This window comes from Solimonas variicoloris DSM 15731, from assembly GCF_000382285.1.
In the GTDB taxonomy this organism is placed as follows: Bacteria; Pseudomonadota; Gammaproteobacteria; order Nevskiales; family Nevskiaceae; genus Solimonas; species Solimonas variicoloris.
The window spans coordinates 93,156-112,652 of the sequence record NZ_KB907934.1 but is presented as its reverse complement, the minus strand read 5'-3'; the positions used below and the strand labels follow the sequence as shown (position 1 = coordinate 112,652).

Genomic DNA, 19,497 nt, shown 5'->3' with positions numbered 1-19,497 from the left:
GGATTTTTCATGCAAGGCAAAACCGTCCTGCTGGCGCTGGCCTGCGCCGCGAGCCTGGCGGCGTGCAAGCGCGCCGCCGACGACAGCCAGACCCGGGCCGCTGCCGCGCCGGCCGCCGCCTGGGCGCTCGACGAAAGCAAGCTGACGCCGGTGATCGGCTTCTCGACCGCCGATCTCGATACCAGCAAGAAGGCCTGCGACGACTTCGCCGCCTACGCCAACGACAAGTGGCTCGACGCCAACCCGATTCCGGCCGATCAGGTCTGGTGGGGGCCGTTCGCGGCGCTGCGCGAGCGCTCGCTCGACGTGCAGCACCAGATCGCCGAGCACCTCGCCGGCCAGGCCGCGAACACCGGCATCGACAAGATCATTGCCGACTTCTGGACCTCCGGCATGGACGAACAGAAGATCGAGCAACTCGGCATCGCGCCGCTGAAGGAGCGCCTCGCCGCGATCGACGCGCTCGCCGACGGCGCGGCGATCGCCGCTTACCTGCGCAAGATCGCCGCCGAAGGCCAGAACCCGCTGTTCGATTTCGCGCCCGAAGCCGATTTCAAGAACTCGGCGCAGAACATCGCCTACGCCTCGCAGGGCGGCCTCGGCCTGCCCGACAAGACCTACTACTTCGCCGCCGACAAGCAGGATATCCGTGCCGCTTACGTCGCGCACGTCGCCAAGGTGCTGGAACTCTCCGGCGTGCCGGCCGACGCCGCCGCCGCGCAGGCCAAGGCCGTCATGGCCTTCGAGACGCGCCTGGCCAAGGCTTCGAAGTCACAGGAAGACCTGTCGCGCGACGTCGCCCTGTACTACCACCCGGTGACACCGGCCGAGGCCGACCAGCTCACGCCGAACTTCCCGTGGACGGCGTTCTTCGCCGCGCAGGGCGTCGCACTGCCGGCGATGTTCTCGCTGTCGATGCCCGAGTTCCACGCCGAGGTCAGCCAGATGCTGGCCGACGTGCCGGCCGCGCAGTGGCAGAGCTATCTGCGCTACCACCTCGTCGACGGCGCCTCGCCGTATCTGAGCAGCGCGTTCGTCACCGAGCACTTCGAATTCCACAACAAGACGCTCGGCGGCCAGAAGGAACAGCGCGCGCGCTGGAAGCGCGTGCTCGGCGCGATCAACGCCGGCGCCGGCGAGGCGATGGGCCAGCTCTACGTCAAGCTCGCCTTCCCGCCCGAGTCGAAGACGCGCATGCAGCAGCTGGTCGCCAATCTCGGCACGGCGCTGAAGGCGCGCATCGAGAAGCTCAGCTGGATGAGCGATGCCACCAAGCAGAAGGCCCTCGCCAAGTGGCAGACCTTCATGCCCAAGATCGGCTACCCGGACAAGTGGCGCGACTGGAGCGGCCTGGCGACGAAGCCGGACGACTACCTCGGCAACGCGCTCGCCGCCGAGGCCTTCAACTACCGCTGGCAGCTCGGCAAGATCGGCCAGCCGGTCGACCGCAGCGAATGGACGATGACGCCGCAGACCGTCAACGCCTACTACAACCCGCTGCAGAACGAGATCGTGTTCCCGGCCGCGATCCTGCAGCCGCCGTTCTTCGACCCCAAGGCCGACGATGCGCTCGTCTACGGCGCGATCGGCTCGGTAATCGGCCACGAAATGACGCACGGCTACGACGACCAGGGCGCGCGCTTCGGCCCGAGCGGCAACTTCGAGAACTGGTGGACGGACGCCGACCAGAAGCGTTTCGAGGCGCTGAGCCGGAAGCTGATCACGCAGTTCGACAGCTATGCCACGGCCGACGGCACCAAGGTCAACGGTCGCATCTCGCTCGGCGAGAACATCGCTGATCTCGGCGGCATCAACATCGCCTACGACGCCCTGCAGATGGCCGACGCCGGCCAGGCCGATCCGAAGATCGACGGCCTGACCCGCGACCAGCGCTTCTTCTTCGGCTACGCGACCGCCTGGCGCAGCCGCTTCACGCCGCAGATGGAAAAGCTGGTGATCGCCTCCGATCCGCATGCGCCGGACCGCTTCCGCGCGATCGGCGCGCCGTCGAACATGCCGGCTTTCGCCGCCGCCTTCGACTGCAAGCCGGGCGACGCGATGGTGCGCAGCGGCGAGCACCGGATCGCAATCTGGTAGCGCGCCGTCCGCGGCTCCGAACGCCGGCCTCGATGGCCGGCGTTCTTGTTGGAGGGCGAAATTGACGCCTGCGTCACCGTTGTTCATGCTGCCGGCAGCGGTACAGATCGATAACGGAGGAGAGACCCATGAGCGCAGCCAAGCGCATCGCCGTGATCGGCGCCGGTCCATCGGGTATCGCGGCGGCCAAGGAATGCCTGCAGCTCGGACTCGGCGACGGCCTCGTCGTCTTCGAGAAGTCCGATCAGGTCGGCGGCAACTGGGTGTTCCGCGAGCAGGAAGGCCATTCGAGCGTCTACGAGACGACGCACATCATCAGCTCGAAGTACTACTCCGAGTACGAGGACTACCCGTTCCCCGACGGCGTGCCGGACTATCCGCACCACACGCACCTGAAGGCCTACTTCCAGGACTACGCGCGCCATTTCGGCGTGCTGCCGAAGATCCGCTTCCACACCGAGGTGCTGCACGCCGAGCGTGACGCGCAGGGTCTCTGGCAGATTCGCAGCAAAGGTCCTGATGGCGAGCAGCGGGAAACCTTCGACGTGCTGATGGTCGCCAACGGCCATCACTGGAATCCGCGCCTGCCCTCGTATCCGGGACATTTCGACGGCGAGTTCATGCATTCGCACCGCTTCAAGCGCGGCGAAGCCTTCCGCGGCCAGCGCGTGCTGGTCATCGGCGGCGGCAACTCGGCGGCCGACGTCGCCGTCGAATGCGCGCGCGTCTCGCCGCACGTGTCGATCTCGATGCGGCGCGGCCACTGGTTCCTGCCGAAGTTCATGTTCGGCCTGCCCGGCGACGTGGTCTACGAAAAAGCCGCATGGTTGCCGAACTGGCTGCGGCAATGGGCGATGCAGACCTCGGTCAACATGATCGGCGGCAGGAACGAACGCTTCGGCCTGCAGAAGCCCGAGTACAAGATCCTGCAAGGCCATCCGACGCTGAATTCGGAGCTGATCTATTTCATCGGCCACGGCGAGATCAAGCCGCGCCCGGGCGTCGCCCGCCTCGACGGGCGGCGCGTCCATTTCAGCGACGGCAGCAGCGACGAGTTCGACACCATCGTCGCCGCGACCGGCTACCGGATCACCTTCCCGTTCTTCGACAAAGCCTTCATCGACTGGGAGGACGCGACCTACGTACCGCTGTGGCGGCGCATGTTTCACGAGCAGGTGCCGAACCTCTACTTCATCGGCCTGTTCCAGCCGCTCGGCTGCATCTGGCCGCTCGCCGACTATCAGGCGCGCCTGGCCTGCCTGGAACTGCTCGGCCGCTACCGGCGCCCGGCCGACATGAAGGCGGCGATCGAGCACGAGCGCCGCCATCCGCACTTCCGTTTCGTCGAGACGCCGCGACACTCCACGGAAGTCGATTACGCCGACTTTCGCCGCGACCTGTTCGCCGAGTTGAGGAAGGCCGGCGACGGTCCGCATCCGCGCCCGCAGAACGCCTCGATCTTCCGCCTCAAGGAACAGGCCTCGGCGATGAACCGCATGAAGGCGGCCTGAGTCGTGCCGGCTGCGCGGCATCGTCGATAATCGGCGCATGAGCCCGACCCGCCGACCGCCGTCCCGCGCCGCTGCATCCGCCACGGATGGCAAGCGCGCCCGCAACAAGGCGAGCAACCGCGCCGCGATCCTCGACGCGGCGCGGCGCTGCTTCATCGACGGCGGCTACGAGACGGTAACGATCCGCGACGTGATCCGCGCCACCGGGCTCGCCGCCGGCACGTTCTACAACTATTTTCCGGACAAGGAATCGGTGTTCCGCGCGCTGACCGACGCGCGCCTCGCCCATCTGCAAACGCGCATCCACGCGGCGCGGCAACAGGCGACGAGCATCGAGGACTTCTTCCACGGCGCCTATCTCGGCGCCCTGCAGGAAGTGCAGGCCGATCCCTCGTTCTTCGTGATGATGTTCCGCAACGAGCCGGTGCTGCGCGCGCTCTACCACGACAACATCTTCGGTCTGATGCTGCGCTCGCTGAAGGACGATCTGCGCGACGCGATCAGCCGCGGCGTCTTTCCGCAGACCGACGCCGAGGTGCTGACGGCGATCTCGTTCGGCGCCGGCTACGAGCTGTGCCGGCTGATGGCCGAGCAGCCGCAGCGCGAGCCCGAAGCGATCGCCCGCTACGTCACCGAGCTGTTCCGGCGCGGCATCGGCGGCGCTCCGGCGCCGGCCGCAGAGGCCGTCAGTATGATCCGCATCGGCCCGCGCACCTTGCGCGGCGCCGCCCGCTAGGGAGTTCCGATGGCCTCGCACCCGCCACCCCACCGCCGCGACGTCGAGTTCGACAGTGCCGGCACGACCTGCCGTGCCTGGTTCTACGCGCCCGAGGCGAGCGGCGCGCGGCCCTGCATCGTCATGGCGCACGGGCTCGGCGGCACGCGCGACGCCGGACTGGAACCGTACGCCGAGGCATTCCGCGCCGCCGGCTACGGCGTGCTGCTGTTCGACTACCGCCACTTCGGCGCGAGCGACGGCGAGCCGCGCCAGCTGCTGTCGGTGCCCCGCCAGCTCGACGACTGGGCGGCGGCGATCGCCTGCGCGCGGCGCCTGCCGGGCGTCGATGCCGGCAAGATCGCGCTGTGGGGCTCGTCGTTCTCCGGCGGCCACGTCATCGTCGCCGCGGCGCGCGACGGCCGCATCGCCGCCGTTTCAGCGCAGGGGCCGATGATGGACGGCCGCGCCGCGGTGCTGAACCTGCTGCGCTACGCCGGCGTCGGCACGCTGCTGCGGCTCAGTGCCGCCGGCCTGCGCGATCAGCTCGGCGCCTGGCTGGGCCGCGCGCCCGTCTACGTGCCGCTGATCGCGCCGCCCGGCGGCTTCGCGGCGATGTCGAGCGCCGACGCCGAAAGCGGCTATCGCGCGATCGCGCCGCCCGGCTGGCGCAACCAGATGAGCGCGCGCCTGGCGTTGCAGCTGCCGCTGTACCGGCCGATCGCCGCCGCCGCGCGCGTGCGCTGTCCGGTGCTGATCGGCGCCTGCCGGCGCGACACGGTCGCACCGGCGGACGCCGCGATCGCGCTGGCGGACAAGCTCGGCCCGCGCGCCGAGCTCAAGCTGTACGACTTCGGGCACTTCGACATCTACGTCGGCGCCGGCTTCGCGCAGTCGTCGCGGGATCAGCTCGAATTCTTCCGCCGCACGCTCGGCTGAAGACGGCGCGCCTTCAGAGTTCCAGGTAGACCGCGCCGTCGCGCTCGCGCACCGCGAAGGTCTGCAGGCCGGTCGGCTGCTTGCCGAGCGCCACGAGCCGGCGGCTCCACTCCGGCAGCGTCACCGGACCGAGCGCGTTCACCCAGTCGAGATTGCGGCCGTCGCAGAGGCTGAAGCGCGAGCCATGGAACGGGCAGCGGATTGCCCCGTCGGCGACTTCGCCGCGCGCCAGCGGCAGACCCAGATGCGGACAGCGGTTCTCGACCGCGTGCACGACGCCGTCGACGCGCGACAGCAGCAGCGCCTGCTTGCCGAGGCGCACCAGATGCACCGCGTTCTCGCGGACCTGCTCGGACCGCGCGATTTCCTGCTCGCTCATGACTTCCCCCAAGTAAATTTGCGCGGCAGCGTGCCTTGCGTCGCCACGCCTGTCCAGCGGCGCGACACGCAAAGCGCCTCGCCACTGGCCCGTCGCCAGACCTGTGGATTGTCCCAATACCCAAGGCCGGCAAAGGCGGCTACTGTGTCGAGCGGGCGACGCCCGCCTCGGGCCCGCCGCGCCTCCCCATGAAACAACAGATTCCAGAAATAAAAGACATGAGCACGAGCATTCCCGCAACCCTGATTCCCGGCGATGGCATCGGCCCCGAGATCGTCGACGCCACGCTGGCCGCACTCGAAGCGCTGAAGGTCTCGTTCGACTGGGACGTGCAGCAGGCCGGCCTCGCCGGCATCAAGAGCGCCGGCGATCCGCTGCCGCCCGCCGCGCTCGACAGCATCCGCCGCACCCACCTGGCGCTCAAGGGTCCGCTCGAGACGCCGTCCGGCGGCGGCTACCGTTCCAGCAACGTGCGCCTGCGCGAGGCCTTCAAGCTCTACGCCAACGTGCGGCCGACGCGCACGCTGATTCCGGGCGGCCGCTACGACAACATCGACCTGCTGATCTTCCGCGAGAATCTCGAAGGCCTGTACACCGGCTACGAACACTACATCCCGATGGACGGCGATCCGGAAGCGATCGCGATCGCCACCGGCGTCAACACCCGGCAGGGCTCGCACCGCCTGCTCGAATACGCCTTCGAACACGCCATCGCGCTCGGCCGCAAGAAGATCGCCGTGGTGCACAAAGCCAACATCATGAAGGCGCTGACCGGCATCTTCCTCGACGAGGCGCGCAAGCTCTACAAGGCCAAGTACGCCGGCAAGATCGAGATGCAGGAAGTGATCGTCGATGCCTGCGCGATGAAGCTGGTGCTCAATCCCTGGCAGTTCGACACGCTGGTGACGACCAATCTGTTCGGCGACATCCTCTCCGATCTCGCCGCCGGCCTGGTCGGCGGCCTCGGCATGGCGCCGGGCGCCAACATCGGCACCGACGCGGCGATCTTCGAGGCGGTGCACGGCTCGGCGCCGGACATCGCCGGCAAGGGCATCGCCAACCCGGTCGCGCTGATGCTCGCCGCGGCGATGATGCTCGACCACGTCAAGCTGCACGATGAGGCCACGCGCCTGCGCAAGGCGATCGACGACACCCTCAACGTCGACCAGGTTCGCACCGGCGACCTCGGCGGCAAGGCCGACACCAAGACCTTCACCGCCGCGCTGGTCGCGCGCATCAAGAACGGCAGCTGAGGAAGGTCTGCATCACGCCGTCGTCGCGCGGCCCCGCGCGGCGGAGGTAGCGATCCAGAGCCGAGACGCCGCCTGCGTCGTGCGCCACTGGATTGCTTCGTCGCCAGCGGCGCCTCACCAGGACGATGCAGGCGCTTTTTCGGAGGTTCCCGAAAGACACGCTCCCTTCACGTACAGGGGCCGGTCGCACGACCGGCCCCTTTTTCGTGGACGAACGCGCGCTCAGCCGCGGCCGGCGGCCGGCGCGGCGCGCAGATCGGGCAGCAGCACGGTCAGCAGGCCCAGCAGCGGCAGCCACGCGCAGAGCTGGTAGACGTAGACGATGCCGTGCGCGTCGGCGAGCCGGCCGAGCACGGCGGCGCCGATGCCGCCCATGCCGAACGCGAAGCCGAAGAACAGGCCCGACACCGCGCCGACCTTGCCCGGCACGAGTTCCTGCGCGTAGACCAGGATCGCCGAGAACGCCGACGCCAGCACGAAGCCGATGACGACGCTGAGCACGCCGGTCCAGGCAAGGCCGACATGCGGCATCGCCAGCGTGAACGGCGCGACGCCGAGAATCGAAAACCAGATGACGCGCTTGCGGCCGATGCGATCGCCGATCGGCCCGCCCAGCACGGTGCCGGCGGCGACCGCGAACAGAAATGCGAATAGATGCACCTGCGCCGCGGCGACCGTCAGCCCGAAACGCTCGATCAGATAGAAGGTGAAGTAGCTCATGATGCTGGCGAGGTAGAAATACTTCGAGAACACCAGCAGCATCAGCACCGCCATCGCCCGCATCACCCGGCTGCGCGGCAGCGGCGAAACCGGCACGGACGCGCGGGCCTTGCTCGCCCGGTGCTGGCGCCGATACCAGCCGCCGATCTGCCAGAGCACGCCGATCGCCAGCAGCGCCACCACCGAAAACCACGCCAGGCTGCGCTGGCCGTGCGGAATCACGATCAGCGCCGCGAGCAGCGGACCGACCGCGCTGCCGGCGTTGCCGCCGACCTGGAACAGCGACTGCGCGAGTCCGTGCCGTCCGCCCGAGGCCATGCGCGCGATGCGCGACGATTCCGGATGGAAGATCGACGAGCCGGTGCCGACCAGCGCCGAGGCCAGCAGCAGCACGCCGAAACTCGGCGCGACCGCCATCAGCAGCAGGCCGGCGAGCGTGAAGCCCATGCCGAGCGCCAGCGAGTACGGCTGCGGGCGCCGGTCGGTATACAGGCCGATCGCCGGCTGCAGCAGCGACGCGGTGAGCTGATAGGTCAGCGTGATGAGGCCGATCTGCGCGAAGCTCAGCGCGAACGCGTTCTTGAACAGCGGATAGATCGCGAGAATCAGCGACTGGATCATGTCGTTGAGGAAATGCGCGAAGCTGATCGCGCCGAGAACGCCGAAACCCGTGCGCCCGGCTTGCGCGCTCGCCGGCATCGGACTCGCAGTACTGCCTTGCATGGCTCACCTGTGCAATGAACGTGACGCCGGCCCGATGCCGGCGACAGCGGCGCGCATCGTAAGCGGCAAGTCCATGCCTGTCCTGCGAGAATAGGGCGCATGACTTCGAGTTTCGGACAGCACACCGACGGCAAACCGGACTATCGCCGTTACGATCGCGGCGCCGCGCCAGTCGTGGCGATGGCGATCGATTACGCATCGGGCCATGCGACGCCGACTCATCAGCATCCGCAGGCGCAGCTGCTGCACGCGGTGCGTGGCGTCATGGTCGTCGGCAGCCGGCACGGCCAGTGGATCGTGCCGCCGACGCGCGGCATCTGGATTCCGGCCGGCACCGAGCACGTCGTTCGCATGGTCGGCGCCGTGCACATGCGCACAGCCTTCATCCGCACCGATGCAGCGCCCGGGCTGCCGACCGAATGCGCGGTGATCGGCATCTCGCCGCTGCTGCGCGAACTGATCATCGCCGCGCTCGACATCGCGCCGCCGTACGCCGACGACAGCCGCGACGGCCGCTTGATGAAGCTGCTCCTCGACGAACTGCGCACGCTGCCGACCTTGCCGCTGCACCTGCCCGAGCCCGACGACGCGCGGCTGCGGCCGATCTGCGCCACGCTGGCGCGGACCCCGGATGATCCGCGCACCGCCGCGCAGTGGAGCCGGGCCCTCGGCATCGACCCGCGTACCCTACACCGCCGCTTCGTGCGCGCGACCGGCATGGGCTACGCGCAGTGGCGCCAGCAGGCGCGCCTGCTGCAGGCGCTCGAACGTCTCGCCGGCGGCGCGCGCGTGCTCGACGTCGCCTTGTCGCTCGGCTACGGCAGCCCGAGCGCGTTCGCAACCATGTTCAAGCGCCAGTTCGGCATCACGCCCAGCGCCTTCTTCGAAACGCCGGACGAGGCACCATGGCCACGGCGCGGCGCGCGCCGGCCGGCCGGCAAGGCGCGGGCATGAAAAAAGGGCCGGGCTTGCGCCCGACCCTTCGTATACCGCTCGAACCGCGAACGCGTGCTCAGTTCACGCGCTGCAGGATCGTGGCGATGCCCTGGCCCATGCCGATGCACATGGTCGCCAGGCCGAACTCGCCGCCCTTCTCGTTCAGCACGTGCGCGAGCGCGCCGGTGATGCGCGCGCCCGAACAGCCGAGCGGGTGACCGAGGGCGATCGCACCGCCCTTGAGGTTCACGCGGTCCATGCGGTCGAGCATCTTCAGGTCCTTCATGACCGACAGCGACTGCGCGGCAAAGGCTTCGTTCAGCTCGAAGTAGTCGATGTTGCTGATGTCGAGGCCGGCGCGCTTCAGCGCCTTCTGCGAGGCCGGCACCGGGCCGATGCCCATGATCGACGGGTTGCAGCCCGACGAGGCCATCGCGACGATCTTGGCGAGCGGCTTGAGGCCGAGCGCCTTGGCCTTGTCGGCCGACATCACCAGCACGCAGGACGCGCCGTCGGAAAGCGCCGAGCTGTTGCCGGCGGTCACGCTGCCCTTCGGGTTGAAGGCCGGCTTGAGCTTGCCGAGATCGGCGAGGTTGGCGTCCGGGCGGACCACTTCGTCGAAGTCGACGAGCAGCGGCGCGCCGTCGGCATCGTGGCCTTCGACCGGCACCATCTCGTTCTTGAACTCGCCGTTCTTCCAGGCGGCGTAGGCCTTCTGGTGCGAGGCGAGCGCGAACTCGTCCTGCTGCTGGCGGTTGATCTGGTGGGTCTGCGTCAGCATTTCCGCGGTCAGGCCCATCATCGCCGACGCCTTGGCGGTATTGAGCGACAGTTCCGGCGCGCCGTCGAAGCCGTGCGTCATCGGCACGTGGCCCATGTGCTCGACGCCGCCGCAGAGGTAGACGTCGCCGACGCCGGCCTTGATCGCGCCGACCGCGGCGTGGATCGCCGTCATCGACGAACCGCACAGGCGGTTGACGGTCTGGCCGGACACCGACTGCGGCAGACCGGCGAGCAGCGAGGCGTTGCGGGCGATGTTGAAGCCCTGCTCCAGCGTCTGGATCACGCAGCCCCAGATCACGTCCTCGATCTCGTCCGGCTTGACCGCCGGGTTGCGCTTGAGCATTTCCTTCATCAGGTGCGCGGACAGTGCTTCGGCGCGCACATTGCGGAACACGCCGCCGCGGGAACGGCCCATCGGCGTGCGGATCGCATCAACAATCACGACATCAGTCATTGCAAATCTCCAGAATCGAATTCGTGCGCGAAGGGCTTACTTGGGGAAGTAGGTCTTGCCTTCGGCGGCCATCTTCTTCATCGACTCGGTCGGCTCGTAGAGCTTGCCGAGCTGCGCGTACTTGGCGCACTTGTCGAGGATGGTCTGCATGCCGATCGTGTCGGCGTACTTGAGCGCGCCGCCACGGAACGGCGGGAAGCCGATGCCCATGATCAGGCCCATGTCGGCCTCGGTCGGCGTCTCGACGATGCCGTCGTCGAGGCAGCGCACGGTCTCGATGATCATCGGCAGCATGTGCCGGTCGACGATCTCTTCCTCGCTCATGTCGACCTGGCCCTTCTGGACCGGCTTGAGCAGCTCGTACGTCGTCGGATCGGCGACCTTCTTCGGCTTGCCCTTCGGATCGGTCTCGTACTTGTAGAAGCCGACGCCGTTCTTCTGGCCGAAGCGCTTGTTCTCGTACATCACGTCGAGCGCGGTCTTCTCGCCGGTCGTGTTCTTCATGCGGTCCGGATAGCCTTCCGCGAGCACGTCGCCGACGTGGTGCGAGGTGTCGATGCCGACCACGTCCTGCAGATAGGCCGGGCCCATCGGCCAGCCGAAGCCTTCCATGACCTTGTCGATCTTCACGAAGTCGGCGCCGTCGCGCAGCGCGCCGAGGAAGCCGTAGAAGTACGGAAACAGGATGCGGTTGACCAGGAAGCCCGGGCAGTTCTTGACGACGATCGGCGTCTTGCCCATGGCGGCGGCGTAGGCGGCGACCGTGGCGATCGCTTCCTTCGAGGTCTTCTCGCCGTAGATCACCTCGACCAGCGGCATGCGGTGCACCGGGTTGAAGAAGTGCATGCCGAGGAAGTTCTCGGGATGCTTCAGCGCCGTCGCCAGTTCGTCGATCGAGATCGACGAGGTGTTCGACGCGATGATCGTGCCTTCCCTGACCTGGCTCTCGACTTCGGCGAGCACCGACTTCTTGATCTTCGGATTCTCGACCACGGCCTCGACGACGATGTCGACGGTCTTGAAGTCGCCGTAGTTCAGCGTCGGCCGGATCGTCGACAGGATGTGGCCGGCCTTCTCGGCCGTGAGCTTGCCGCGCTCCACCTGCTTGGCCAGCAGTTTGTTGGCCTCTTCCATGCCGAGGTCCAGCGCCTTGTCGGCGATGTCCTTCATGATGACCGGCACGCCCTTGACGGCGGACTGGTAGGAGATGCCGCCGCCCATGATGCCGGCGCCGAGCACGGCCGCGTGCTGCACCTTCTTGCCGGCCTTGACGTAGCCCTTGCCCTTTTTCTTGATCAGCTGATCGTTGAGGAACAGGCCGATCAGCGCGTCCGCCTGCGTGGTCTTGGCGACCTTGGCGAAGCCCTGACCCTCGATCTTCAGCGCCTCGTCACGCGTCTTGCCGGCGGCCTTCTCGATCGCCGTGACGGCGGCGAGCGGCGCCGGATAGTTCTTGCCGGCCTTGCCGGCGATGAAGGCCTTGGAGGTGCTGAACACCATCATCGCTTCGATCGGGTTCAGCTGCAGCTTGCCGGTCTTCTGCGCGCGGCGCGCCTTCCAGTCGTACTTGCCGTCGACCGCCTGCTGCAGCAGCTTCAGCGCCGCCGCCTTCACCTTGTCCGGCGCGACCACGGCGTCGACCGCGTGCACCTTCAGCGCCGCTTCCGGCTTCTGCTGCTCGCCGGCGGCGATCCATTCGATCGCGTTGTCGGCGCCGACCAGACGCGGGAAACGAACCGTACCGCCGAAGCCCGGGAAGATGCCGAGCTTGACTTCCGGGAAGCCGAGCTGGGCGCTCGTCGACATCACGCGGTAGTCGGTCGACAGCGCCATCTCGAAGCCGCCGCCGAGCGCCAGGCCGTTGATCGCGGTGACGGTCGGATACGGCAGGTCTTCGATCGCGCTGAACACCTTGTTGGCCTCGTAGGCCCAGCCGGCGATCTCTTCTTCGGACTTCTGGAAGTTGGCGCCGAACTCGGTGATGTCGGCGCCGACGATGAACGAATCCTTGCCGCTGGTGACGATCAGACCCTTGATCGAGCCGTCCTTCTTCAGCGCTTCGCCGGCTTCGCCGAGTTCCTTGACGGTGCGCGCGTCGAACTTGTTGATGGCGTCACCCTGGCGGTCGAAGCGCAGTTCGGCGAAACCGCCGTCCAGTTTTTCGACTTGGATGGACTGCCCCTGATAAATGGGCGCGTTGGACATTACAAACACCTCGCTCAACGATGGAAAAAGGGTCGGCGCAGTTATGGAAATCTAGAATACCGCGCCAGCAGAATTGAATGGGCGGCCATCATAGCGGCGCGGCCGGCATCGTGAAACCCGATGCGCCTTTCGACGCCGCTACCGGGCGGCGTCACGAGCCGTCTTCATGCCGCTCGCGACGGCATCGCATGTGTTTATTTTTTGACAATGTTTTAGGCCTTGCCTACACTCGGGCACACCTTTTCGGGGGAAAAGTCAAGGGGAGTTCGTGGCGCACCCGGAACGCCAGTTTGCACACAGCGCGATGAGACGACGGACTGCCGCCGGCAGCTCCGTACTGCGCTCCGGGCCGCCCTGCTCGTCCCGCGCCGGCATGGATGCCACTCGCCGCCGGCGCGTATTCCGCATTACCGAACCGCGGGCCGGTCTGGCCGCCCGCCGTGCTGCTGCGTTCTCGCTGCATCTGTATCCCTGGCCGACTCGGCCGCAAACCGTATGGAGCTTGCCACGCTTATGAAGAAGTCCACGAAGAAGGGCCCGGCCAAGGCTGCCAAGAAGGCGCCGTGAAGAAGGTCGCGGCCAAGACGGCCGCCGCCAGGAAGGGCGTCGCCAAGAAGGCTGCCAAGGCGACGAAGGCCGTCAAGAAAGTTGCGAAGAAGGTTGTCGCCAAGAAGGCTCCGGTCAAGTCGACCGCCAAGAGCAAGCTGGCCGCGCTGAAGACCAAGGCGAAGAAGGCCGTCAGCCAGGTCAAGGCCGCGGTCAAGAAGAACACCGCCAAGGTCAAGAAGGCCGAAGCCGGCGCCAAGGCCAAGGCCAAGAAGGTCGTCAAGCAGGTCCAGGCCGCCGCGGCCCAGGCACAGAAGACCGCCAAGAAGGACCTGAAGAAGGTCGAGACCGTCATCAAGAAGGACGTCAAGAAAGCACAGGCCGCGGCCAAGAAGGTCGAGACCCAGGCCAAGAAGGCGATCGCCACGGCCGAGAAGAAAGTCGCCGAGGCCGCCGAGCCGGTCGTCGCGGCGGTGCAGAACATCACGCCGTCGCCGCTCTCGCGCGCTTTCCTCGCCACCTCGCAAGGCAAGAAGGAAGCGGCCGAGCATGGCAGCGAGCCGGCGACTCCGGGCAGCGAAGCTCCCGCCGCCACGCAGCCGTCGCCGTCGCCGTCGCCGAACTGAAGCTCGGCTGGCCGCGAAAAGCCCTCCGCATGGAGGGCTTTTTCGTTGGCGCTTCGGGCCGCAAACGGCGGCGCGGCGCGTACTGACACCGCTGCCCGCACAGGCGACAATTGCCCATCCGTCCATCCGCATGACCGAATAACCGATGAGCCTCACTCTGGAGCAAAGCACGGCCCTGTGCAGCCTGCTGTCGGACGTCAGCCGCCTGCGCCTGCTGCTGCTGCTCGAACGTCACGAGCTCTCGGTTGCCGAACTGACGGAAGTCACCGACCTGGCGCAGAGCCGCGTGTCGACGCATCTGGCGCGCCTCAAGCGCGCCGGCCTGGTGCAGGACAAGCGCGCCGGCAACGCGGCGTACTACTCGGCGCTCAGCCACGACGGCGAAGCATCGACGTTCTGGAACCTGCTGCGCGGCACGCTCGACGATGCCCAGGCGCGCGTCGACAGCGAACGCGCCGAACAGGTGATCGCCCGCCGCAAGCAGGGCCAGACCTGGGCCGAATCGGTCGCCGGCCGCATGGAGCTGCACTACTCGCCGGGCCGCACCTGGGAAGCGACGGCGCGCGCGCTGATCGGCCTGCTGTCGCTCGGCGACGTCGTCGATCTGGCCTGCGGCGACGGCGTGCTCGCCGAGCTCGTCGCCGAACGCGCCGACAGCGTCACCTGCGTCGACGTCAGCCCGACCGTCATCGCCGCTGCGCGCAAGCGCCTCTGCAAGATCGCCAACGTGCGCTTCGTCGAGGCCGACATGCACGCCTCCGGCCTGCCGTCGGCGCGCTACGACCACGTGTTCCTGATGCACGCCCTCGCCTACACGCGCGAGCCCAAGGCCGTGCTGCAGGAAACGGCGCGCCTGCTCAAGCCGGGCGGCCGGCTGATCGTCGCGGCGCTGGCCGAGCACACGCACGAGGAAACGATGCGGGCCTACGATCACGTCAATCTCGGCATCAGCCCGGACAAGCTGCGCCGGTTGCTCGGCGGCTGCGGCTACACGGTCGAAAGCTGCCGGATCAGCTCGCACGAACCACGGCCGCCCTATTTCGGCGTTGTCACCGCGCTGGCGCGGCGCAGCTGATCTTTCCCGGGGCCGGTGCCAGCGAAGCGCGGCCCCGGCCGGCACGAGACGCGCCGAACCATCCGCAGGATCAATGCCCGTGGCGATGATGCACGTCGGGCAGATGGGCGTGTGCATGCTGCAGCGGCGCGTGCCGGTGCCAATGCCGGTGACGCGTGCCCGGCGCCACCGGCGAATCGTGCGGATGCTGATGATGCTCGTCACCGTCGTGCACATGCTCGTGCTCGTGCTCGATCGGCTCGTGGCGATGTTCGTGTTCGTGCCGTTCGGTCAGGTGCAGCCAGACGCCGGCCGCCATCAGCGCCGACGCCACCAGCAGCGGGACACCCAGCGGTTCGCGCAACAGCACGATCGACAGCAGCGCGCCGAAGAACGGCGCCGCTGAGAAGTAGGCGCTGGTCCGCGCGGTGCCGAGATGCCGGAGCCCGACGATGAACAGCGCCAGGCTCGTCCCGTAGGCCAGCCAGCCGACCGCGAGCGCCGCGACGACGCCGGTCGCGGACGGCCAGGCCGCACCGAACGCCCGCGCAATCGCCAGATTGACGGCGCCCGCCGCCCACCCCTTGACGCAGGCCAGCCAGCTCGCGTCGGCGAGTGCCACCTTGCGCGTGAAGTTGTTGTCGATCGCCCAGCACAGGCAGGCCGCGAGCACGGCGAGCGCCGGCCCGACGCGGTCCAGATGCGCAGGTCCCTGCCAGCCGAGCACGACGGCGCCGGCGACGATGGCCAGCATGCCGGCGGCGATGCGCCGATCGAACCCCTCGCCAAACGCGAACCAGGCGAGCAGCGCCGTCAGCACCGCTTCGGCGTTGAGCAGCAGCGAGGTGTCGGCAGCCGGCAGGCGCGTCAGCCCCCACATCAGCAGTACGGGCGCCGCACCGCCGCCGAAGGCGATCGCGCCGATCAGCCAGGGCCATTCGCGCGGCGCCAGCCGCACGCGGGCGGCGCCGGACAATAGCCGGAAGAGCGACAGCCCGACCCCGGCGCCGAGGTACAGCAGGCTGGCGAGCAACCACGGACTGATGCTGCCGAGCAGCAGCTTGGCGGCCGGAGCCCCGGCGCCGAACAGCACCGCCGCCGCCAGTGCGGCCGCGACGCCGGGACGCCGAAGCCCGGAAGAAGCGGAGGTTCGATCCATCAGCGCAAGGTGCGCCGCCGCGCGATGCGGCGCAAGACCGGCACGCCGTGCGCAGGCAGACGCGCGCTCAGGCCGTCTGTTCGGCCGGCAGGTCGCCGCGCCACAGGCATTTGCCCTTGCCGGCGATCTTCTTGAGGCGCGCCTGATGGGCGGCCTGCTCCTCGGCGCTCGCCAGCTGCACCGGCAGCGGCGCGTCGCTGGCGCCGAGCAGTTCGGCGAAGCGCGAGCGGCGCGCCTGGCCGCCGGCCTCGTCGTCGAGCACCAGCATGCTCTGACCGCCGGTCATCGCCAGATAGACGTCGGCGAGCAGGCGCGCGTCGAGCAGCGCGCCGTGGAACTCGCGGTTCGAGTTGTCGACGTTGTAACGCTTGCACAGCGCGTCGAGATTGACCTTCTGGCCCGGGTGCAGGCGCCGCGCCATGCTCACCGTGTCGGTAATCGCGCAGACTTCGTCGAGCTTGCGCGTGATGCCGGCGCTCGCGAACTCGGCATTGAGAAAGCCGACGTCGAACGAGGCGTTGTGGATGATCAGCTCGGCGCCTTCGAGGTATTCCCAGATCTGCGCCGCCAGCGCCGCGAACGTCGGCTCCTGGGCGACCCGCTCGTTGGTGATGCCGTGCACCTTGATCGCGCCGGCATCGATCTCGCGCTCCGGATTGAAGTAGCGGTGCAGGTTGTTCTGCGTCGGCCGCCGGTTGCGCAGCTCGATGCAGCCGATCTCGATGATGCGATGGCCGAGGTCGACTTCGAGACCGGTCGTTTCGGTATCGAGAACGATCTGCCGCGTCATGCGATGCCTCGCGGCGCGGCGGCGTCGGCCAGCGCCAGCTGCACGCCTTCGTTGGCGAGCCGGTCGGCCTCTTCGTTGTCGGGATCGCCGTTGTGGCCCTTGACCCAGCGCCACTCGACGCGGTGGCGCTGCACGGCGGCATCGAGCGACTGCCACAGATCCTGGTTCTTGACCGGCTTCTTGTCGGCGGTACGCCAGCCGCGCGCCTTCCAGTTCGGCATCCACTGCGTCAGGCCCTGCATGACGTAGACCGAATCCGTAAACAGCATCACCTCGCAGGGCTGCTTGAGCGCGTTCAGCGCCTCGATCGCGGCGCGCAGCTCCATGCGGTTGTTGGTGGTGTCGAGCTCGCCGCCCTTGAGCGTGCGGCGATGGCCGCCGTACTGCAGGACGGCGCCCCAGCCGCCGGGTCCGGGGTTGCCCTTGCAGGCGCCGTCGGTATGGATCGTGATGCGCTTCGGCGCGGCGTCTTCGTTCATACGCCGATTTTAGAACAGCCGGGTGGCGAACGATCGCTCAGGGCGTCGGCTTGGCCTCGTTCTCCAGGCCGTTGCGCTGCGCGGCGGGCGCGGCGACACCGACCAGCGACTTGATCTGCGCGCGCGCCGGCTTGCCGATGAAGTTGATCGGCAGCACGCGCTTGCGGGCGACGATCAGATAGCACTCGGCGAACGGCGCCAGCAGATCGCCCGGCGTCCACGGATGCGTGCTCGAGCGCGGCGACAGCCACGGAAAGCCGGCGCCGAAGCGCCGCACCTCGGCGATCTCGAAGTCGAGCAGCTGCAGCCAGTCGCCGATGCGGCCGGCACCGTAGAAGCGGGCGCCCGGCGGAAACGCGCGCGCGCGCAGACCCAGGCGGCTGCGCCAGGCCGGCAACCCCCACGGACTGAAGGCCAGCACGAACAGGCGGCCGCGATCGTTCAGCACGCGCGCGGCCTCGCGCAGCACCTTGTGCGGCGATTCGCAGTATTCGAGGGTGTGCGGCAGGATCACCGCGTCGATCGAACGCTCCGGCAGCGGCAGGTGCTCGGGATCGACGATCGCCGCCGCGGTGCCGTCCATCACCGTGCCGAGCACTGCGCGATGCAGCGTTTCGGCACCGTCGAGCAGGCGCGGGCCGCCGGCCCAGCTGCCGATCTGCAGGACGTGACGGCCGAAGATATCCGGCAGCAGACGGCGCAGCTCGCGCGCCTCGCGCTGCAGCACGCGCTGGCCGCGCGCCGATTCCGACCAGTGCTCCAGCGTGTGGCGGTCGAACAGGCGCGAACCGCGCAGATGACGTGGTGCCGACATCGCACTACCCTCCGAAAACGACCCTTTCATCATACGCCCGCCGTGACTTCCATCCACGCCCTGCCGGCCTTCGCCGACAACTATCTCTGGACGCTGGTGCGCGACGGCGGCGCCGTCGTCGTCGATCCCGGTGACGCAGCCGTCGTGCAGCGCTTCCTCGACGACGGCGGCCTGCGCCTGGAGGCGATCCTGGTCACGCACCACCATGCCGACCACGTCGGCGGTCTCGCCGAACTGCGGGCGCGCTGGCATGTGCCGGTCTACGGCCCGCGCGCCGAGGCGGCGCGCATTCCGCAGCTCAGCGTGCTGCTCGACGACGGCGACACCGTCGAGGCCGGCGGCTGCCGGTACCAGGTGCTCGCCGTGCCCGGCCACACGCTCGGCCACATCGCCTATCACGATGCCGCCGCGCAGCGCCTGTTCTGCGGCGACACCCTGTTCTCGGCCGGTTGCGGGCGTCTGTTCGAGGGCACCCCGGCGCAGATGCAGCAGTCGCTGCAGCGCCTCGCGGCGCTGCCGGACGCCACCGCCGTGCACTGCACGCACGAGTACACGCTGGCCAATCTGGCGTTCGCGATGGCCGTCGAGCCGCACAATCCGGCGCTGCAGACGCGGCTCGCCGAAGCACGCGCGCAGCGCGCCGCCGGCCGCCCCACGCTGCCGAGCACGATCGGCGACGAGAAACGCTACAACCCGTTCCTGCGCGCCGCGGTGCCGGCGGTGCGCAGCGCCGCCGAGCTACACGCCGGCGAGGCGCTCGCCAACGACGGCGCGGTCTTCGCGGCCCTGCGGCGCTGGAAGGACGGTTTTCGCGGCTAGGCGCGGCGCTTTTCTTGCTTGAGCATTCGGCAGGATTCCCGCCCGGAGCACCGATGCGCCCTGCCGCCCTGCCCTCGAAGTTCGTACTCGCCGTCTGGCTGAGCGCCGCCGCCCCCGCCTTCGCGCAGGAGGCGCCGCCCGCGCCCGCCGCCGATGCGCCGGCCGCGGTCGCCGCGCCGGCGCCCGATCGCAACGCCGAGATCGCCCGCATCCGCCGCGAGCGCGGCCTGCAGGTCTGCCGCGATTCTGCCGACGGCGCGATCGCCTATCGCGGCTCGGTACTCGACCACGAGCGCGGCAACGTCCAGATCGAGATCGCCGAGGCGACCGACAAGGCCAGCGGCGCGGCGGTCGCCGGCTTTCGCGAGATCCGCGTCTGGGACGAGCCGAAGAACTGGCGAATCTGCTCGTAGCGCGTCGCCGTCGTTCGACATCGCGCGCGCGCCGCGCGCAAAGAAAAACCCCGGCCCTCCGCTGACGGAGGACCGGGGTCGA

18 protein-coding genes are annotated in these 19,497 nt (G+C 68.5%); 10 read left to right on the top strand and 8 right to left on the bottom strand.

Translation table 11 applies throughout. The annotated features are described in order from the left end of the window. Nucleotides 1–9 precede the first annotated feature (9 nt). From H149_RS0112595 to H149_RS0112580, 4 genes are all read left to right on the top strand, one after another. Nucleotides 10–2,097 carry a M13 family metallopeptidase gene (locus tag H149_RS0112595; RefSeq protein ID WP_020650118.1) on the top strand — a complete coding sequence of 696 codons (2,088 nt, stop codon included), beginning with the start codon at nt 10–12 and terminating at the stop codon, nt 2,095–2,097. A 128-nt stretch (nt 2,098–2,225) separates the two neighbouring features. Further along, nucleotides 2,226–3,608: a flavin-containing monooxygenase gene (locus H149_RS0112590; RefSeq protein WP_020650117.1), complete on the top strand. Its 1,383-nt coding sequence runs from the start codon at nt 2,226–2,228 to the stop codon at nt 3,606–3,608. A gap of 37 nt (nt 3,609–3,645) precedes the next feature. Continuing rightward, nucleotides 3,646–4,344, top strand: coding sequence for a TetR/AcrR family transcriptional regulator (locus H149_RS20870; RefSeq protein ID WP_020650116.1), 699 nt, complete (start codon nt 3,646–3,648; stop codon nt 4,342–4,344). Between the two features lie 9 nt (nt 4,345–4,353). Then, nucleotides 4,354–5,262, top strand: a complete 909-nt coding sequence (locus tag H149_RS0112580; RefSeq protein WP_020650115.1) for an alpha/beta hydrolase — start codon at nt 4,354–4,356, stop codon at nt 5,260–5,262. A 13-nt stretch (nt 5,263–5,275) separates the two neighbouring features. Here H149_RS0112580 and H149_RS20865 read toward each other — a convergent pair whose 3' ends face one another. Continuing rightward, nucleotides 5,276–5,641 carry a Rieske (2Fe-2S) protein gene (locus tag H149_RS20865; RefSeq protein ID WP_020650114.1) on the bottom strand — a complete coding sequence of 122 codons (366 nt, stop codon included), beginning with the start codon at nt 5,639–5,641 and terminating at the stop codon, nt 5,276–5,278. 218 nt (nt 5,642–5,859) lie between these two features. Between H149_RS20865 and H149_RS0112570 the strand changes: the two genes are divergently transcribed. Then, nucleotides 5,860–6,894: an isocitrate/isopropylmalate dehydrogenase family protein gene (locus H149_RS0112570; RefSeq protein WP_020650113.1), complete on the top strand. Its 1,035-nt coding sequence runs from the start codon at nt 5,860–5,862 to the stop codon at nt 6,892–6,894. Nucleotides 6,895–7,116: 222 nt separating this feature from the next. Here H149_RS0112570 and H149_RS0112565 read toward each other — a convergent pair whose 3' ends face one another. Continuing rightward, on the bottom strand, nt 7,117–8,337 hold the full coding sequence (locus tag H149_RS0112565; RefSeq protein ID WP_026353131.1) for an MFS transporter: 1,221 nt from the start codon (nt 8,335–8,337) through the stop codon (nt 7,117–7,119). 99 nt (nt 8,338–8,436) lie between these two features. Between H149_RS0112565 and H149_RS0112560 the strand changes: the two genes are divergently transcribed. Continuing rightward, nucleotides 8,437–9,291, top strand: a complete 855-nt coding sequence (locus H149_RS0112560) for an AraC family transcriptional regulator (protein ID WP_020650111.1) — start codon at nt 8,437–8,439, stop codon at nt 9,289–9,291. Between the two features lie 58 nt (nt 9,292–9,349). On the opposite strand, the gene fadA is transcribed toward H149_RS0112560, so the two are convergent. Both fadA and fadB read right to left on the bottom strand, forming a co-directional pair. Then, the gene (fadA, locus tag H149_RS0112555; protein ID WP_020650110.1) at nt 9,350–10,510 is read right to left on the bottom strand and encodes an acetyl-CoA C-acyltransferase FadA; all 1,161 of its coding nucleotides are present in this window, start codon (nt 10,508–10,510) and stop codon (nt 9,350–9,352) included. 36 nt (nt 10,511–10,546) lie between these two features. Continuing rightward, nucleotides 10,547–12,715, bottom strand: coding sequence for a fatty acid oxidation complex subunit alpha FadB (fadB, locus tag H149_RS0112550; protein WP_020650109.1), 2,169 nt, complete (start codon nt 12,713–12,715; stop codon nt 10,547–10,549). Nucleotides 12,716–13,278: 563 nt separating this feature from the next. Here fadB and H149_RS23240 point away from each other — a divergent pair. Continuing rightward, nucleotides 13,279–13,887 carry a hypothetical protein gene (locus H149_RS23240; RefSeq protein WP_020650108.1) on the top strand — a complete coding sequence of 203 codons (609 nt, stop codon included), beginning with the start codon at nt 13,279–13,281 and terminating at the stop codon, nt 13,885–13,887. A gap of 145 nt (nt 13,888–14,032) precedes the next feature. Beyond that, nucleotides 14,033–14,962, top strand: a complete 930-nt coding sequence (locus H149_RS0112540; protein WP_020650107.1) for a metalloregulator ArsR/SmtB family transcription factor — start codon at nt 14,033–14,035, stop codon at nt 14,960–14,962. Nucleotides 14,963–15,032: 70 nt separating this feature from the next. Here H149_RS0112540 and H149_RS0112535 read toward each other — a convergent pair whose 3' ends face one another. The 4 genes from H149_RS0112535 to H149_RS20855 form a co-directional block, all read right to left on the bottom strand. Further along, nucleotides 15,033–16,100 (bottom strand): DMT family transporter, encoded by a 1,068-nt coding sequence (locus H149_RS0112535; RefSeq protein ID WP_039748894.1) that lies wholly within the window; start codon nt 16,098–16,100, stop codon nt 15,033–15,035. 67 nt (nt 16,101–16,167) lie between these two features. Continuing rightward, nucleotides 16,168–16,890: a DNA polymerase III subunit epsilon gene (gene dnaQ / locus H149_RS0112530; protein WP_020650105.1), complete on the bottom strand. Its 723-nt coding sequence runs from the start codon at nt 16,888–16,890 to the stop codon at nt 16,168–16,170. Then, nucleotides 16,887–17,369, bottom strand: coding sequence for a ribonuclease HI (gene rnhA / locus H149_RS0112525; protein WP_020650104.1), 483 nt, complete (start codon nt 17,367–17,369; stop codon nt 16,887–16,889). The genes dnaQ and rnhA overlap by 4 nt, the downstream gene beginning before the upstream one ends. Before the next feature lie 37 nt (nt 17,370–17,406). Then, entirely contained in the window at nt 17,407–18,183 is a 777-nt protein-coding gene (locus H149_RS20855) for a methyltransferase domain-containing protein (protein ID WP_020650103.1), read from the bottom strand. 42 nt (nt 18,184–18,225) lie between these two features. On the opposite strand from H149_RS20855, the gene gloB reads away from it, so the two are divergent. Together gloB and H149_RS0112510 are read left to right on the top strand one after the other, a co-directional pair. Next, nucleotides 18,226–19,002, top strand: coding sequence for a hydroxyacylglutathione hydrolase (gloB, locus tag H149_RS0112515; RefSeq protein WP_020650102.1), 777 nt, complete (start codon nt 18,226–18,228; stop codon nt 19,000–19,002). A gap of 53 nt (nt 19,003–19,055) precedes the next feature. Continuing rightward, nucleotides 19,056–19,415, top strand: coding sequence for a hypothetical protein (locus tag H149_RS0112510; protein ID WP_020650101.1), 360 nt, complete (start codon nt 19,056–19,058; stop codon nt 19,413–19,415). The last annotated feature ends 82 nt before the right edge of the window (nt 19,416–19,497 follow it).

Coding starts and splice junctions, on each gene's coding strand:
- H149_RS20870 (WP_020650116.1), top strand. CDS start 3,646: ATGAGCCCGACCCGCCGACCGCCGTCCCGCGCCGCTGCATCCGCCACG.
- H149_RS0112565 (WP_026353131.1), bottom strand. CDS start 8,337: ATGCAAGGCAGTACTGCGAGTCCGATGCCGGCGAGCGCGCAAGCCGGG.
- H149_RS0112570 (WP_020650113.1), top strand. CDS start 5,860: ATGAGCACGAGCATTCCCGCAACCCTGATTCCCGGCGATGGCATCGGC.
- H149_RS0112560 (WP_020650111.1), top strand. CDS start 8,437: ATGACTTCGAGTTTCGGACAGCACACCGACGGCAAACCGGACTATCGC.
- rnhA (WP_020650104.1), bottom strand. CDS start 17,369: ATGAACGAAGACGCCGCGCCGAAGCGCATCACGATCCATACCGACGGC.
- H149_RS20855 (WP_020650103.1), bottom strand. CDS start 18,183: ATGTCGGCACCACGTCATCTGCGCGGTTCGCGCCTGTTCGACCGCCAC.
- fadB (WP_020650109.1), bottom strand. CDS start 12,715: ATGTCCAACGCGCCCATTTATCAGGGGCAGTCCATCCAAGTCGAAAAA.
- H149_RS0112510 (WP_020650101.1), top strand. CDS start 19,056: ATGCGCCCTGCCGCCCTGCCCTCGAAGTTCGTACTCGCCGTCTGGCTG.
- H149_RS0112540 (WP_020650107.1), top strand. CDS start 14,033: ATGAGCCTCACTCTGGAGCAAAGCACGGCCCTGTGCAGCCTGCTGTCG.
- H149_RS0112535 (WP_039748894.1), bottom strand. CDS start 16,100: ATGGATCGAACCTCCGCTTCTTCCGGGCTTCGGCGTCCCGGCGTCGCG.
- H149_RS0112595 (WP_020650118.1), top strand. CDS start 10: ATGCAAGGCAAAACCGTCCTGCTGGCGCTGGCCTGCGCCGCGAGCCTG.
- H149_RS0112590 (WP_020650117.1), top strand. CDS start 2,226: ATGAGCGCAGCCAAGCGCATCGCCGTGATCGGCGCCGGTCCATCGGGT.
- dnaQ (WP_020650105.1), bottom strand. CDS start 16,890: ATGACGCGGCAGATCGTTCTCGATACCGAAACGACCGGTCTCGAAGTC.
- H149_RS20865 (WP_020650114.1), bottom strand. CDS start 5,641: ATGAGCGAGCAGGAAATCGCGCGGTCCGAGCAGGTCCGCGAGAACGCG.
- H149_RS0112580 (WP_020650115.1), top strand. CDS start 4,354: ATGGCCTCGCACCCGCCACCCCACCGCCGCGACGTCGAGTTCGACAGT.
- fadA (WP_020650110.1), bottom strand. CDS start 10,510: ATGACTGATGTCGTGATTGTTGATGCGATCCGCACGCCGATGGGCCGT.